Origin of the sequence: Actinomadura sp. WMMA1423 (assembly GCF_006547145.1) — a bacterium.
GTDB lineage: Bacteria > Actinomycetota > Actinomycetes > Streptosporangiales > Streptosporangiaceae > Spirillospora.
This window is the reverse complement of the sequence record NZ_CP041244.1, coordinates 6,887,606-6,902,553: the sequence shown is the minus strand read 5'-3', so window position 1 is coordinate 6,902,553 and position 14,948 is coordinate 6,887,606. Positions and strand designations below refer to the sequence as shown.

Here is a 14,948-nt window from a genome sequence, read left to right as displayed (position 1 = left end):
TGAGACGCTGTCCCCGCGCGACCGCAGCGCGGCGGTGACGGGTCAGTGGCGGCGTTTGGCGGCCCATTCGCGGATCTTGGCTATGCGCTCGCGGATCTCTTCGGCGCTCGCCTGCGGGACGGGCGGGCCTCCGCAGGAGCGGCGCAGCTCGTTGTGGATGACTCCCTGCGGCTGGCCCGTCCGGTGGTTCCAGGCGTTGACGAGGCCGTTCAACTCGCGGCGCAGGGTCGCGATGTCCTCGGCGGCGGTGCGGTCGGCGCGGGGGTCGCCGGTCTTGCGGCGGCGCTCGTTGGCGATCTGGTCGGCCTGCCGCTTGCGGAGCAGCGCCGACACCTGGTCGGGCTCCAGCAGGCCGGGGATGCCGAGGAACTCCTCCTCCTCGGCCGACCCCGGCTCGGCGTTCATGCCGAACTCGCCGCCGTCGTAGAGGACGCGGTCGAACGTCGCGGACGCCTCGACCGTCTCGAACGGCAGCTCCTCGCCGACGTCGGGGGTGTCCTCCTTGCGGTTGGCCTCGGCGAGCAGCTCGTCGTCGAGACCGTCCTCGCGGACGGGGCGGTCGAGGACGTGGTCGCGCTCCTCCTCCATCTCGGAGGCGTGGCCCATCAGCGTCGGCACCGACGGCAGGAACACCGACGCCGTCTCGCCGCGCTTGCGGGCGCGGACGAAGCGCCCGATGGCCTGCGCGAAGAACAGCGGCGTGCTGGTGGAGGTGGCGTAGACGCCGACGCACAGGCGCGGGATGTCGACGCCCTCGGACACCATCCGGACCGCGACCATCCAGCGGTCGTCGGTCTCGCCGAACGCCTTGATCTTCTTGGACGCGGTCGGGTCGTCCGACAGCACGATCGTGGCGCCCTGCCCGCTGACCTCGCGCAGCATCTTGGCGTAGGCGCGGGCGGCCTCGTGGTCGGTGGCGATGACGAGGCCGCCCGCGTCCGGGATGACGCGGCGCAGTTCGGTGAGGCGGCGGTCGGCCGCGGCCAGCACCTGCGTGATCCACTGGCCCTTCGGATCGAGCGCGGCCCGCCACGCCTGGGACGTCTGGTCCTGGGTGAGCGGCTCACCGAGGGTCGCGGTGATCTCGTCGCCGGCGCGGGTGCGCCAGCGCATCTCGCCCGCGTACGCCAGGAAGATCACCGGGCGGACGACGCCGTCGGCGAGGGCGGGCCCGTAGCCGTAGGTGTAGTCCGCCCGGCTGCGCCGGACGCCGTCGGGCCCCTCCTCGTACTGGACGAACGGGATCGGGTTGATGTCGGTCCGGAACGGCGTGCCGGACAGGGCGAGCCGCCGCGTCGCCGGATCGAACGCCTCCCGGACGGCGTCGCCCCACGACAGGCCGTCGCCCGCGTGGTGCACCTCGTCGAAGACGACGAGCGACTTGCGCGACTCGGTGCGGTTGCGGTGCAGCGCGGGGCGCGCGGCGACGGTCGCGTAGGTGACGGCGACGCCGTGGAAGTCCTTGCCGACGGGCCCCTGCCCGTTCTGGTACTCGGGGTCGATCCTGATGCCGACGCGGGCCGCCGACTCGGCCCACTGGCGCTTGAGGTGCTCGGTCGGGCACACGATCGTGAGCGAGGAGACGACGCGGCGCTCCATGAGCTCGCGGGCGAGCCGGAGCGCGAACGTCGTCTTACCGGCGCCCGGCGTCGCGACGGTGAGGAAGTCGCGGGGGCCGGGCGCCGTTCCGTCCGCGCCGAAGTACGCCTCCAGCGCCTGCTGCTGCCAGGCGCGCAGGGAGGACGCGGTCCCCCAGGCGGCCCGCTCGGGGAAGGCGGGGGGCATGCTCGATGCGGCGAAGGTGCTCACGGTCATTGAAGGCTACCGAGCCGCACCGACAGATCGCGCCGCGCCCGGCGTACCTGTGCCGAGATCCACACGCTGGCGGCCACCTCCCGAGGACCGGTACGCCGCCCACACGGCACGGACACGGCGACCCTGACCTGCGGTGAAGCCCCGCATGCAGGCGTCGTGGGCGTAGTCCATGAAGTTGTGGATCGGATCGGTGCCCCGCTGCGGACACGTGTCGCGGCCCTGCGGGCAGCCCTGCGCCGGCTCCGCCTCGTACGGCGTGTCGGCCACCCCGTCGCCCGGCGCCGCGCACCCGCCTTCGAACGTGTGCATCAGGCCGAGCCAGTGCCCGATCTCGTGGACGGCCGTGTACCCGTGGTTGAACGGCGCGTAGGAGCCGTACGGCAGGCTCCGGTAGTCGACGATGACGCCGTCCATGCGCGGGTCGCGCCGGTACCACTGGGGGAACGTGGAGAAGCCCAGTACGTCCGCGCCGACGGCCGCCGTGTAGAGGTTGAGCGTCCCGCGGCCGCCCTTGCGGAGCCGCCGCTTCAGCGCGCCCTCGTTGCGCTGCGGATGGCGGAACCAGGCCGTGTTGTCGGTGCGGTCGAGGGAGACGAGCCGGAACCGGACGCGAGTGTCGGCGCCGCCGAGACGTCCGCCGTAGGCCGCGTTCAGCGTGGCGATCTGCCGCCGGACCGCCGCCGTGGACAACCGCCCCGTCGCGCCGCTGTGGACGACGTGGAACCGCACCGGGACGACGAGGCTCCCCGCCCTGCGCTGCGGCGAGTCCGGACGGGCCGAGCCGAGCCGGCCCGGGTCTGGACGGTCAGAGCCGGGCCGGGCCGGGCCGAGGAGGGGCGGGAGGAGGTGGTCCGAGTCGAGACGGGCCTCGTCGGACGTCCCGAACCGGTCGAGGAGCGTACGGCGGAGGTCGGCGAGCATGGCGACGGCCTGATCGTGCCCGAGGTCGACCCGGTCGCGCGGACGAGCCGATCGCACCGCCCCATCAGCGGCCCCCGCCGCCCCGACCCTCGCGCCCGCCGCGCCGCCTCCGGCACCCGCCGAGCCGCCCCCGGCGGCCGCGCCGCCTGCCGCGCTCGTCGTACCCGCCGCGGTGAGTGTTCCTGGCGCGGTGGGTGGCGCGGGATGCCGGACGCACCCGTCGGCGCCGTGCGCGACCGGAGCGGCCCGGAGCCGTTCCCGCTCCCGCTCCTGCTCACTGAACGAACCCGGAACAGCACACACCGTAACCATCAGTGCGCACAGTGAAACCCCGGCAAAGCGCCGCATCGAATCCCCCGATTGTTCAGGGACGCCCGGTTCGGGACGTCCCGTGATGTGAAAGACCGAGGTCCCGCGGCACATGGCCGCAGGACCTCACGCGCGCACGCCTATTCGGCGGCGCGCCCTCGGCCGCCGTTCAGCGGCCGGTCACTCCTCGCCGTCGCCGCCGGACTGCATGGACTCGTAGATCTCCTTGCACTCCGGGCAGACGGGGTACTTCTTCGGATCCCGGTTCGGCACCCAGACCTTGCCGCACAGCGCGATCACCGGCGTGCCGGTCACCGCGCTCTCAGTGATCTTGGCCTTCTTCACGTAGTGGGCGAAGCGCTCGTGGTCGCCGTCACCGTGGGAGAGGTCCGGCCGGACATCGCTCTGGGTGTCGCCGTCAGGAAGGATCTTCGTACTCACGTCGTTCACCTTAGTTCAGCGTCGGGTCCTCGGGGAACGTGGCGACGAATGCCAGGTCGCCGCCCTGCCGGCGCAGCACGTCCTGCCACAGCCGCTCCGGGTCGCCGGCGAACACATCCCCGGCCTCGGCGGGCACCAGGTACCACGAGCCGTCCTCGATCTCGGAGCGCAGCTGCCCGGCGGACCACCCGGCGTACCCGGCGAACACGCGCAGCTGGAGCAGCTCCGCCGCGAGCAGGCCGGGCGGGGCCTCCAGGTCGACCAGACCCACCCGGGCGACCTCGGCGCCCCCGTCGAGGGCGCGCCATCCGAGCGGTTCGTCCTCGCCGGGGAGCCGGGCCAGGGCGAGCGCGCTCTCCAGCGCGACCGGCCCGCCCTGGAACACCACGGCGGGGCCCGTCACGAGCTCCGCCCACGGCGGCAGCACGCGGTCGACCGGGAGCTCGGTCGGCCGGTTGAGGACGACCCCCAGCGTGCCCCCGTCGCCATCGTGCTCGACCAGCAGGACGACGCTGCGCCGAAAGTTCGGATCCTCCAGCTGCGGGGTGGCCACCAGCAGGAGCCCGACCCTGATCCCGTCTTCCATGGGTCCCATGATGCGTTGCCCGGACCCCCGGCGGCACGTCCCCTCACTCGTTAGCCTGTTACGCATTCCTATCGATGGGGATATCGGCACGACAAGGTCCTGGGTTAAGAATGATCTAGGATCATCGGCCACCCGCTTGGCGCGCGCCGGGAGGACAGCGATGCAGTTGCCCAGGGTCATCATCGCCGCGGTGTTCATCGTGATCGGGGCGCTGATCGCCATCCCGCCCCTGGTCAAGTCGAGCAGCTCGGCGTCACCGGCCTCGAGCACGGAGTCCACCTCGGCGAGCCCGAGCCCGTCCGGCGGATCGCCGTCCACCTCGGGCAAGCCGACCCGCACCCCGTCCCACACCCCGACCCGCACCCCCTCGCACACTCCGACCCGGACCCCGACGCACCCGCCGACCACGGCGACCCCCGCGCGGCCGGTGACGGCCACCATCGGGCCGGTGTCCTGCCCCGACCGGACCGTGAACGTCAGGATCCGCAACACCGGGACGCAGACCGAGGACTTCTCCATCGAGAAGAACGACGACACCGCCACCGTCCCCGGCAAGATCGGCCCGGGCGCCACCCGGACGGTCGCGGTGAAGCTGCGCGAGGACCGCCGCACCCGCATCACCGTCCGGTGGGCGAACCGGCAGATCGAGAGCACCACCGTCAAGGCCGACTGCAGGAAGGCGGGCGGCGCCCCGCACGAGACGCCGCCCGGCAAGCTGCCGCACACCGGCCCCGACACCGTCCTGTGGGCGCGCGCCGTGACCGGCGTCGCCGTCATCCTGACCGGAGCGATCATCTTCTGGTGGGGCGGCACCTGGCCCCGGCGCCGCGAGCAGATCTTCGCGGGCCGCAAGTCCGACTGAGCCGGAGCGGGGGCGCCCGCCGCACCCACGCGACGGCGCCCTCCCGCTCCGTACCGGGACGGACGTCCGGCGCTATGCCTCGGTGCGAGGGCGGCCGCCCGCCGCCTCGCGGACGGCGCCGGCGACGCGGGTGCTGACGTCCGGGTGGAAGACGCTCGGCACGATGTAGTTCGGGCCGAGCTCGTCCGGGGTGACGACCTCGGCGAGTGCCTTCGCCGCGGCCGCGAGCATGTCGAGGGTGACGCCGCTGGCCTGGGCGTCCAGCAGGCCGCGGAACACGCCGGGGAACGCCAGCACGTTGTTGATCTGGTTCGGGTAGTCGCTGCGGCCGGTGGCGACGACGGCGGCGTGCTCGCGGGCCTCGTCCGGCGACACCTCCGGCTCGGGGTTGGCGAGCGCGAAAACGATCGCGTCGTCGCTCATCGTGGCGATGTCGTCGCCGTTCAGGATGCCGGGGGCGGACACGCCGATGAACACGTCGGCGTCCTTCACCGCGCCGCGCAGGTCGCCGGAGTAGCCGCCCTCGTTGGTGTGCTCGGCGATCCAGCGGAGCGAGTCGTCCAGGTCGTCGCGGCCCTTGTGCACGGCGCCGCGGTAGTCGCAGACGACGAGGTTGCGGGCGCCCGCGTGCATCAGCAGCTTCAGGATGGCGGTGCCGGCCGCGCCCGCGCCCGCCATCGTGATGCGGACGGCGCCGATGTCCTTGCCGACGACGCGCAGCGCGTTGGTCAGCGCGGCGAGCACGCAGATCGCGGTGCCGTGCTGGTCGTCGTGGAAGACGGGGATGTCGAGCAGCTCGCGAAGCCGGGCCTCGACCTCGAAGCAGCGGGGCGCGGAGATGTCCTCCAGGTTGATGCCGCCGAACGCGGGCGCGAGGATCTGCACGGTCCGGACGATCTCGTCGGTGTCCTGGGTGTCCAGGCAGATCGGCCACGCGTCGATCCCGGCGAACCGCTTGAACAGCGCCGCCTTGCCCTCCATGACCGGCAGCGCGGCCTCCGGGCCGATGTTGCCGAGCCCGAGCACCGCCGAGCCGTCGGTCACCACGGCGACGCTGTTGCGCTTGATCGTCAGGCGGCGGACGTCCTCGGGGTTGCGGGCGATGGCGAGGGAGACGGGGGCGACGCCGGGCGTGTAGGCCATCGACAGCTCGTCGCGGTTGCGCAGCGGCACCTTCGACTGCATCTCGATCTTGCCGCCGAGGTGCATCAGGAACGTCCGGTCGCTGACCTTGTGGATCTTGACGGAGTCGATCCGCTCCAGCGCGCCGGCGATCGCCTCGGCGTGCTGGGTGTCGCGGGTGGCGATCGTGACGTCGATGCGCAGCGTCTCGTGGCCGGCGGTGTTGACGTCGAGGGCCGTGACGATGCCGCCGGCGTTCTCGACCACGTGGGTGATCTGGCTGACGGCCCGGCCGCCGGCCGGGACCTCGAGCCGGACGGTGATGGAGTACGACACGCTTGGCACGCTCGCCACGACAGCTGCTCCCTATTTATACGGGTTTGTCCACATCCGAGCGCGCCCGAGCCCGAGGGGACGGTGCGTCCGGGGCCGCGGTCCGGTCCTGGTACCCGCGGCTCGCAGCGCCCCGCCGCGACGCCGGGCGACTCGACGGTCGCCGGCACGGGCGGCCCCGTGGTGTCGTCACCGGTCAGTATCGATCACTGGGGCGTCGATCACTGGTCGGTGTCGATCACGAGCAGGCAGAGCCGCGGATCGGCGGGTTCGACCCCGTAGAAGTGCTTCACCCGTGGAAGTGCTTCATCTGGGCCGCACGGGCGCGGTCATCGCCACGAGCATACGCTCAACATCGCGGTCGGGTGGCCCGCTCGCCCTGGAACGGTCCCGCCGGCGAGCGTCCCGCGTTCGGCGCGGCCCGCCCGGATATACCGGCCGACCCGCGCCGAACACACCAAAGAAACGCAGGTTCGAGGGCGAGGCTCTGGGGCGGGCTCAGAAGAGGGCGGACTGGAGACCGCGGCGGGCCTTGGCGACGCGCGGGTCGTCCGGCGGCAGCAGCTCGAACAGCGACAGCAGGTGCTTGCGCGCCGCGTCGCGGTCGTCGCCCGCGCTGCGCCGCACCGCGCCCACCAGCCGGTCGAAAGCGTCGTCGATGCGTCCGGACACCATCTCCACGTCGGACGCGCTGATCTGCGCCTGGACGTCGCCGGGCTTGTCGACCGCCTCCTGGAGCGCGCGCTCGGGGTCCAGCGACCGCACGCGCAGGCTCAGGTCGACGAGTGCGAGGCCCTGCTTCGCCTGGTCGTCCCTCGGGTCGGCGGCGAGGATCCGCTCGAACGCGGCCTTGGCGCCGTCCAGGTCACCGCGCTGCAAGGCCTCCTCGGCCTCGGAGTACACCGGGTCGGCGGCGGGGGCCTCGGCACCGGCGGCGGGCTGCTCGCCCTCGGGGGCGTCCGGCAGGATGCCCTCGCTGCGCAGCGCCTCGAAGAGCTGGTCGATGGCCTGGCGGACCTGCGGCTCGGGCGCGGCGCCGTTGAGGAACGGCAGCAGCTGCCCGGCGACGACCGCCGCGACGAACGGGATGCCGCGCACGCCCATCTGCTGCATGTAGGCGCCGAGCTGCGGGTTCGCGTCGATGTCGACCTTGGCCAGGATCCACTTGCCGCCCGCCTCGGTGGCGAGCTTCTCCAGGATCGGGCCGAGCTGCTTGCACGGGCCGCACCACTCGGCCCAGAAGTCCACCAGGACGGGGACGGACTGCGACCGCTCCACGACCTCGGCGTTGAAGGTCTGGTCGGTGACGTCCACGACGAAGGGGCCGCCGCCGGCCGCGCCCGCCGCGCTGGCGGCGGCGGGCGGCGCGCCGCCGCCCTGGGCCCGGCGTTCCTGCTGCTTCCTGGCCGCGGCCTGGCGCGCTCCCAGGTCGATGGCCCCGTGCAACGAAAAGTCCCGAGAAGGCATGGGTCCATCCTGCCCCATGAGCGCGCCCGGCCGTACGTCCGTACGCTCCCAGCGGAGCGGGGGGCCCGCCGAGCGGCCTCCGGCACCCGTACGGGACGCCCGATGTATCCAGATAAAAGTATATCGAGAGAATTGTTCGACTTATCGGTTTTCCTTCCCCGGGCTCCCCGGGCAAAGACTTCAGGCGTCCTGCCGTAAAGGCAATAAGATTGCTGACAGCCATCACCAAGCCCGGTTATAGTCACGATGTCGATGCATTGCGGCCCGGCAAAAGCGACCGGGTCGGCGCCGCCGGGGGGCGGCCCGGCCCGCGGGCGTGCCGAGTGGCGGGTTGGGGGACCCGAGGCCACCGGCGCGCGGGGGCGACGTCCGGGTGCCGCGAACGCATGACGAACAACGGGGGGAAACTTGTGATCGCGGAGCATTCCGTGATCGTGGCCCGAGGAATGGGTGTCCGCCGCGGGGGGCGGTGGCTCCTGCGCCCGGTGACCTTCGGCGTGCCCGAAGGCGTGGTCGGCCTTGCCGGTCCACCTGGTGCCGGTAAATCCACTCTGCTGGCCACGTTCGCGACCTTGCGCAGACCGAACACCGGCGCGCTGCACATTCTCGGGCACGACATCACCAACACCGCCGGGCAGCGGGCCGCCCGCGCCGGGATCGGCTACCTGCCGGCCCGGTTCTCGCGCGCGGAGGGCATGACGGCCGGGGAGTTCGTCGCCTACGCCGCCTACTACAAGCGGACGAGCGCGTCCGCCGCGAAGAGCATGATCCGTCGCTTCGACCTGGCCGACGCCGCCGGGACGGAGCTGGCGCTGCTGCCGCCGGACGTCCGGCTCCGCGCCGGGCTGGCCGCCGCCTGCGTCCACGAGCCCGGCCTCGTCCTGCTCGACGACCCCTTCGGCGAGCTGTGCGCCGCCGCCGAACCCTGGCCCACCGGCGCCGCCGGCCCCGGCAGGCAGACGCTCACCACGGCCATGGCCGAGCTGATCCCCGAGCTGCGCACGCTGGCGCCCACCGTGGTCGTCACCGCCGACGCCACCGAGACGCTGACCGGCTGGTGCGACCGCCTCTTCACCCTCGCCCGCGGCCGGCTCAGCGAGCAGCCGACGCAGTCGGCCGCCGCCCGCCGCGGCCGCTCCGCCTCCGACCGGCGGGGCGTCTCCGACCAGCGCGGTGCCTCCGACAAGCGCGGTGCCTCCGACAAGCGGAGTGCCTCCGGCGCGCGGGACGCCCTCACTCCGCAGACGGTCGACGCGATGGACCGGCGACGCCCCTCCCTGCGCACGATGCGGCAGGTGGCCCTGCCGCAACTCGGCCTGCCGCAGTTGAGCCTGCCGAACCTGCCCCTGCCGGGCCTGCCCCTGCCGAACCTGCCCCTGCCCCTGCCGGGCCTGCCTCTGCCGCACCGGGCCCTGCCGCCCCTGACGAAGGCACGGGCCGGGCGGTCGCCCGCCGAGAGCGCCACCGGTGTCTGACCTCGGGCGGGTGCTCCGGCTGGACGCCCGCCGCACGGCGCTGCTCGTCGCCGTGCCGGTCCTCACCGGGCTCGGGACGGCGGCGGCGTGCCTGTCGCTCTCCCCGCCGGTCGCCTACTGGGACAACACCGTCGTCGCGCTCGTCGACGCCGTCCGCTTCCTGGGCCCGGCGGCCGCGGGCCTGGCCGCGTGGACGGCCGTCCGGGAACGCCCGCTCGACTATCTGCGCGACCTCACCGCCCGCTCTCCCGCGACCGGCGTCCTGTTCGACCTGCTGCTGCTGTCGTCGGCCGCGCTGGTCTCCTACGTCGTGGTCACGGCCGTGGCCGTCACCGTCACCCTCGTGCACGCGCACGCCGGGCAGCCCCAGCCGCTCGGCGTGCTCTCCGGTGCGGGCGCGCTCGTCCTGCACGTCGTCGTGGGTTACCTGACCGGACGCGTCGCACCGCACCGTGCCACGGCGGCCCTCGTGCTGGCCGTCACCGCACTGTGGGCCGCCCTGCGCATCCCGGGGGTGTCCTGGTGGAGCCTGCTGCCTCCCGCCGCACTCCCCCGCATCCGGCTTTTCACCACGCTGCGCCCCGAGGTGTTCGCCGAGCAGATCCTGTGGACCACCGGGCTGACCACGGCGCTGATCCTCGGCTACGTGATGTGGGCGACGCGGCGGTTCCTGCTCGTCGTCCCGCTGGCGATGGCGCTGGCCGCGACCGTCTCGGCCACGCTCGGCCTGCACGACTCCGGCGGCGCGACGGTCGCGCCCGCCCGAGCGGAGCCGGTATGCCGGCGGTGGCCCCTGACCGTCTGCGTCCACCCCGCGCTGCGGGACGCACTGCCCCCGCTGATGGAGGCGGCGACCCCGCTCGCCGCCCGGTTGAACGGCACGCCCGGTGCCTTCACGACGGTCGAGCAGCGTCCCGCCTGGGAGCCTGTCACGGTCGTGGACGGAGTCGCCGCCGTGCACCTCGACGAGGACCTCTCCCCCGGCTACGCGGCCCGCGCCGTCCGGCAGATCAGCGTGGGGCTCAAGGACGCCCGCTCCTGCACTTCCGCCGCCGGCGACACGGACGGCTACCGCGCGCTGGTCGACGCCTGGCTCCTGGGCGACGAACCGCCGGACATCGCCGACACGCGCACGGCCCGCCGGTTCGCGTCCTGGACCGAGCAGCGGCGCCGCGGCTGGCTGCGGTTGCACTTCGTCCAGTACCGCGCCTGCGCGCTGGGCCCGCGCGACTTCCGCTTGCCCCGCACCACGGAAGGCCGTCGGCACGAGGTCCCGCGCACCCGTCCTGCGTGACCGCGGCAAGACCCCCACCCCGCCGCGGTCACGCAGGAGGTCAGACGCCCCGTCCGGCCGGTTCCGGCTCGGCGGCGGGCCGCGTCCAGTGCCGCTCCACGAAGAACGGGGCGACGGGCAGGACGGCCGCGGCGAGGGCGAGGATCGTGCGCCTGAGGTCCCAGCCGAGCTGCTCGCGGACGAGGAAGACCAGGCCGACGTAGGCCATGAACAGGACCCCGTGCACCGGACCCATCAGCTGCACACCGACCGGCGCGTCCGCCCCGTACTTCAGCGGCATGGCGACCAGCAGCAGAAGGAGGAACGAGCCCGCCTCGGCGACGGAGACGAACCGGAAAGCACGAATCATGTCCACGCCCGCTCAACGGCGCGACCTCCACCCGCGGTTTCCAGACCGAATATGGCATAGCTCACACGCCCATGCGCAAACCGTGACCCCGCCCCCGCCCGTCATCCAACCTTCGCAGTCGGCGAACGTGTGCAAACCGTGACGTGTGCGGGGCCCGGCGGGCCTCTACTGTGTCGGCGTGGACTGGAGCCTGCTGACGTGCGCGCGCAAGGGACACATCACCTACGCGCCCGACGAGGAGGCGCTGCGCGAGCGGCTCGTCGTCTCGTCCCCCATCGGCGATGCGTGGCGCTGCCTGCGCTGCGGGACCTACGTGCACGGCGAACCGCACCGCACGGGCCCTGCCGACCGGGCGCCGCTGGTGAAGCGCGGCCGGGAGCTGCGCGACGCCTTCATCATGCGGTTCTTCGCGGTCGAGCGCGGCATCCGCGGCCTGATCATGCTGGTCGCCGCGTACGGGGTGTGGCGGTTCGCGGGCAGCCGCGGATCGATCGAGCGGATCTTCGAGAAGGAGATCCCGCTGCTGCGCCCGCTCGCCGACCAGATCGGCTGGGACCTCGACCACTCCAAGGTCATCACGTCCATCCGGCACGTGTTCGACCTGGACGCGCGGACGCTGCGCTGGCTGGCCGTCGGCCTCATCGTCTACGGCGCGATCGAGCTGATCGAGGCGGTCGGGCTGTGGCTGCTGCAGCGCTGGGGCGAGTACTTCGCGGTCGTCGCGACGTGCTTCGGGCTGCCGATCGAGATCTACGAGCTGGCGGAGAAGGTCACCGTGCTGCGCATCGGCGCGCTGGTGCTCAATATCGGTCTGATCGTCTACATCGTCGTCACCAAACGGCTATTCGGCGTGCGGGGCGGGCGGGCCGCGCACGAGGCGCATCTTCGCAGCGAGTCGCTGATCGAGGTGGAGCTGGCGACGCACGAGTCGGACCTGCGGCACCCGTCCCGCCCCGAGCCGGAGCCCACCGGATGAGGTAGGGGACGCCGCTGCCGGGAATGCCGGATACATGGCTCGCTCGGAAACGAAGAACGACGCGAAGAACGACGCGCCCGCCAAGGCGTCCCCCGGCCGGTCCCGCCCCCCACGGCGCGGCCTGCTCACCCCCCTCGCGATCATCGTCGCCACCGTCGCGATCGTCCTGGTGGCCCAGCAGGCGCTGCACGGCCTCCCCCACTGGCTCAACCCGTTCGGGGAGGAGACGAAGGACCGCAGCGGTCCCGTCCTGCTCAAGTCGATCCGCGACCTGCACCGCTACGAGGCGGCGAGCGGCAACTTCCAGGTCGTCGTGGACCTGGAGAAGGACGCCAAGTTCCTGCCGTCCTCGCTGCGCGGCAAGCGGACCCTGTTCGTCGGCAACGGCTCGGTCGACGCCTACGTGGACTTCTCCAAGCTCGGCACCGGCGCCATCAAGGTGAACCAGGACCGGACGGCGGCGACGGTCACGCTCCCGCCCGCCCAGCTGGAGAAGACCAACCTGGACACGAAGAACAGCTACGTCTACGCGACCCAGCGCGGCGTCTTCGACCGCTTCGGCGACTTCTTCAGCAGCAACCCGAACAACCAGCAGCAGCTCTACATCCTGGCGTCCCAGAAGATCCAGACGGCCGCCGACCAGAGCGGCCTGAAGCAACGCGCCGACGCCAACACGAAGTCGATGATGGAGAACATGCTCAAGGCCCTGGGCTTCACCACGGTGACCATCAACCCCGCCCCCCAGTAGGGCGCCCCTGAATCACCACGACCAACCGTCACCGCTCCGATCGGGAGCGCCCCACCGCCCCGATCGGAGCACACGACACCAACCACCCCGCGCCAACCCCACACTCGCGATCGCGCCCGAAGGCAACTTCAAGCTCGCGAGAGCCTGCCCGCGCAGCAAGCCACAAGTCTCCCCGAAGCAACACAGCAATCACCCACGCTCCGATCAGGAGCGAACCGCCGCCCCCCGCTCGGGCGCACCGACACCAGCCACCACCGCAACCCCGCGACAACCCCCACACTCGCGATCGCGTCCGAAGGCGGATTCGAGCTTGCGAGAATCCGATCGCGCAGCGAGCCGCAAGGCGAGCCGGAGCGATGCCAGCGATCGCCAGTGGTCCGATCGGGAGCGAGCCGCTAGGCGAGCGGACGGGTCGGAACACGAATAAGCAACGCGTCTCCCTGGCCGCCGCCGCCGCAGAGGCCGGCGGCGCCGGTGCCGCCGCCGCGGCGCTTCAGCTCGTAGGCCAGGTGCAGGACGATGCGGGCGCCGGACATGCCGACCGGGTGGCCGACCGCGATGGCGCCGCCGTTGACGTTGACCTTCTCGGGGCCGATGCCGAGGTCGCGCATCGACTGGACGCCGACGGAGGCGAACGCCTCGTTGATCTCGATGAGGTCGAGGTCGTCGACGGTGAGGCCGTCCTTGCCGAGGGCGTGCTTGATCGCGTTGGACGGCTGGGACTGCAGCGAGTTGTCAGGACCCGCGACGTTGCCGTGCGCGCCGATCTCGGCGAGCCAGCTGAGGCCGAGCTCCTCGGCCTTGGCCTTGGACATCACCACGACCGCCGCGGCGCCGTCGGAGATCTGCGAGGACGACCCGGCGGTGATCGTCCCCTCCTTGCTGAAGGCGGGGCGCAGCTTGGCCAGGCCCTCGGCGGTGGTGTCGCCGCGCACGCCCTCGTCGGCGGAGAACACGACCGGCTCGCCGCGCCGCTGCGGGATCTCGACCGGGGCGATCTCCTCGTCGAGGACGCCGTTCTTGATGGCCTCGGCGGCGCGCTGGTGGGAGCGTGCGGAGAACTCGTCCTGCTCCTCGCGGGAGATGCCGAGCCTGGCGTTGTGGCGCTCGGTCGACTCGCCCATGGAGACGCCGTCGAAGGCGTCGGTGAGGGCGTCGTAGGCCATGTGGTCGAGGACCTCGACGGAGCCGTACTTGTAGCCGCCGCGCGACTTCGGCAGCAGGTGCGGGGCCTGGCTCATCGACTCCATGCCGCCCGCCACCACGATGTCGAACTCGCCGGCGCGGATGAGCTGGTCGGCCAGGGCGATCGCGTCCAGCCCGGACAGGCAGACCTTGTTGATCGTGATGGACGGGACGCTCATCGGGATGCCCGCCTTGACCGCCGCCTGGCGGGACGGGATCTGGCCCGCGCCGGCCTGCAGCACCTGGCCGAGGATCACGTACTGGACCTGGTCGCCGGAGACCCCGGCCCGCTCCAGCGCCGCCTTGATCGCGTGGGCGCCGAGATCGGCCGCGGAGAAGTCCTTCAGCGAGCCCATCAGGCGCCCGATGGGGGTGCGCGCTCCGGCGACGATCACGGACGTGGTGCTCATGTGGGGGCCTCCAGGGTGGTGCAGCGGCGACGTTTGCCACGATACCCACGGGAGCGGCGTTCGGTTCCGTTCGCCCCCGCCTGGCCGTCCGAGGAGGGACAAAGCCCATGCTGACCCGTATCGACCACATCGGCATCGCCTGCCGCGATCTGGACGCGACCGTCGAGTTCTACAAGGCGACCTACGGCTTCACCGACGCGCACTTCGAGGTCAACGAGGAGCAGGGCGTGCGCGAGTGCATGCTCAAGATCAACGAGACCGGGGACGGCGCGGCGAGCTACCTGCAGCTCATCGAGCCGATCCGGGAGGACTCGGCGGTCGCCAAGTGGATGGAGAGGAACGGCGAGGGCGTCCACCACATCGCGTTCGGGACGGACGGGACGGTCGAGGAGGAGGCCGCGGGCATCGCGGGCAAGGGCGTGCGGGTGCTGTACGACGCGCCGCGCAACGGGTCCATGGGATCCTTGATCAACTTTTTGCACCCGAAGGACTGCCACGGCGTCCTGACCGAACTGGTGCAGAAGCGCCCCGCCGCCGAATGATCTTGTCTTCGCGGGGTACGGCGAGGGGGGGGCCAGGATCGTGACGTGTTCGATATCACGGTGGCGGTCCGGGTGGCGCCGACCGCCGCTCTGTGACCGTTCGGACACATCTG

Annotated in this window: 14 protein-coding genes; 6 read left to right on the top strand and 8 right to left on the bottom strand. The window is 72.3% G+C overall.

Annotated elements, in window-relative coordinates:
- Window positions 1-42: 42 nt before the first annotated feature.
- From FKD65_RS32025 to FKD65_RS32010, 4 genes are all read right to left on the bottom strand, one after another.
- A complete protein-coding gene (locus FKD65_RS32025; protein WP_141587207.1) occupies window positions 43-1,785 on the bottom strand; it encodes a DEAD/DEAH box helicase in 1,743 nt (580 codons plus the stop codon).
- A 36-nt stretch (window positions 1,786-1,821) separates the two neighbouring features.
- Window positions 1,822-2,793 carry a zinc metalloprotease gene (locus FKD65_RS32020; protein ID WP_240809698.1) on the bottom strand — a complete coding sequence of 324 codons (972 nt, stop codon included), beginning with the start codon at window positions 2,791-2,793 and terminating at the stop codon, window positions 1,822-1,824.
- 432 nt (window positions 2,794-3,225) lie between these two features.
- Window positions 3,226-3,486 (bottom strand): DUF3039 domain-containing protein, encoded by a 261-nt coding sequence (locus FKD65_RS32015; protein WP_205718305.1) that lies wholly within the window; start codon window positions 3,484-3,486, stop codon window positions 3,226-3,228.
- 10 nt (window positions 3,487-3,496) lie between these two features.
- Complete coding sequence (locus FKD65_RS32010; protein ID WP_141581850.1) at window positions 3,497-4,072, bottom strand: YqgE/AlgH family protein; 576 nt, start codon at window positions 4,070-4,072, stop codon at window positions 3,497-3,499.
- A 160-nt stretch (window positions 4,073-4,232) separates the two neighbouring features.
- Here FKD65_RS32010 and FKD65_RS32005 point away from each other — a divergent pair, with 160 nt between their 5' ends.
- Window positions 4,233-4,934, top strand: coding sequence for a hypothetical protein (locus tag FKD65_RS32005; RefSeq protein ID WP_141581847.1), 702 nt, complete (start codon window positions 4,233-4,235; stop codon window positions 4,932-4,934).
- 72 nt (window positions 4,935-5,006) lie between these two features.
- On the opposite strand, the gene FKD65_RS32000 is transcribed toward FKD65_RS32005, so the two are convergent.
- Window positions 5,007-6,410 carry an NAD-dependent malic enzyme gene (locus tag FKD65_RS32000; protein WP_141581845.1) on the bottom strand — a complete coding sequence of 468 codons (1,404 nt, stop codon included), beginning with the start codon at window positions 6,408-6,410 and terminating at the stop codon, window positions 5,007-5,009.
- Between the two features lie 477 nt (window positions 6,411-6,887).
- Window positions 6,888-7,856: a tetratricopeptide repeat protein gene (locus FKD65_RS31995; RefSeq protein WP_168221258.1), complete on the bottom strand. Its 969-nt coding sequence runs from the start codon at window positions 7,854-7,856 to the stop codon at window positions 6,888-6,890.
- Between the two features lie 386 nt (window positions 7,857-8,242).
- Here FKD65_RS31995 and FKD65_RS45090 point away from each other — a divergent pair, with 386 nt between their 5' ends.
- Both FKD65_RS45090 and FKD65_RS31985 read left to right on the top strand, forming a co-directional pair.
- Entirely contained in the window at window positions 8,243-9,331 is a 1,089-nt protein-coding gene (locus FKD65_RS45090) for an ATP-binding cassette domain-containing protein (protein ID WP_368367148.1), read from the top strand.
- On the top strand, window positions 9,324-10,625 hold the full coding sequence (locus tag FKD65_RS31985; RefSeq protein WP_141581843.1) for a hypothetical protein: 1,302 nt from the start codon (window positions 9,324-9,326) through the stop codon (window positions 10,623-10,625). Before FKD65_RS45090 ends, FKD65_RS31985 begins: the two co-directional genes overlap by 8 nt.
- Before the next feature lie 40 nt (window positions 10,626-10,665).
- Here the strand turns inward: FKD65_RS31985 and FKD65_RS31980 are convergent, their stop codons facing one another.
- On the bottom strand, window positions 10,666-10,974 hold the full coding sequence (locus tag FKD65_RS31980) for a DUF3817 domain-containing protein (RefSeq protein ID WP_141581840.1): 309 nt from the start codon (window positions 10,972-10,974) through the stop codon (window positions 10,666-10,668).
- Window positions 10,975-11,152: 178 nt separating this feature from the next.
- Between FKD65_RS31980 and FKD65_RS31975 the strand changes: the two genes are divergently transcribed.
- Both FKD65_RS31975 and FKD65_RS31970 read left to right on the top strand, forming a co-directional pair.
- Entirely contained in the window at window positions 11,153-11,950 is a 798-nt protein-coding gene (locus tag FKD65_RS31975; RefSeq protein WP_141581838.1) for a DUF2127 domain-containing protein, read from the top strand.
- Window positions 11,951-11,984: 34 nt separating this feature from the next.
- On the top strand, window positions 11,985-12,698 hold the full coding sequence (locus tag FKD65_RS31970; RefSeq protein WP_141581836.1) for a DUF4230 domain-containing protein: 714 nt from the start codon (window positions 11,985-11,987) through the stop codon (window positions 12,696-12,698).
- A gap of 395 nt (window positions 12,699-13,093) precedes the next feature.
- Here the strand turns inward: FKD65_RS31970 and FKD65_RS31965 are convergent, their stop codons facing one another.
- Entirely contained in the window at window positions 13,094-14,293 is a 1,200-nt protein-coding gene (locus FKD65_RS31965; RefSeq protein ID WP_141581834.1) for an acetyl-CoA C-acetyltransferase, read from the bottom strand.
- A gap of 107 nt (window positions 14,294-14,400) precedes the next feature.
- On the opposite strand from FKD65_RS31965, the gene mce reads away from it, so the two are divergent.
- Window positions 14,401-14,835, top strand: a complete 435-nt coding sequence (mce, locus tag FKD65_RS31960; RefSeq protein WP_141581831.1) for a methylmalonyl-CoA epimerase — start codon at window positions 14,401-14,403, stop codon at window positions 14,833-14,835.
- Window positions 14,836-14,948: the final 113 nt, after the last annotated feature.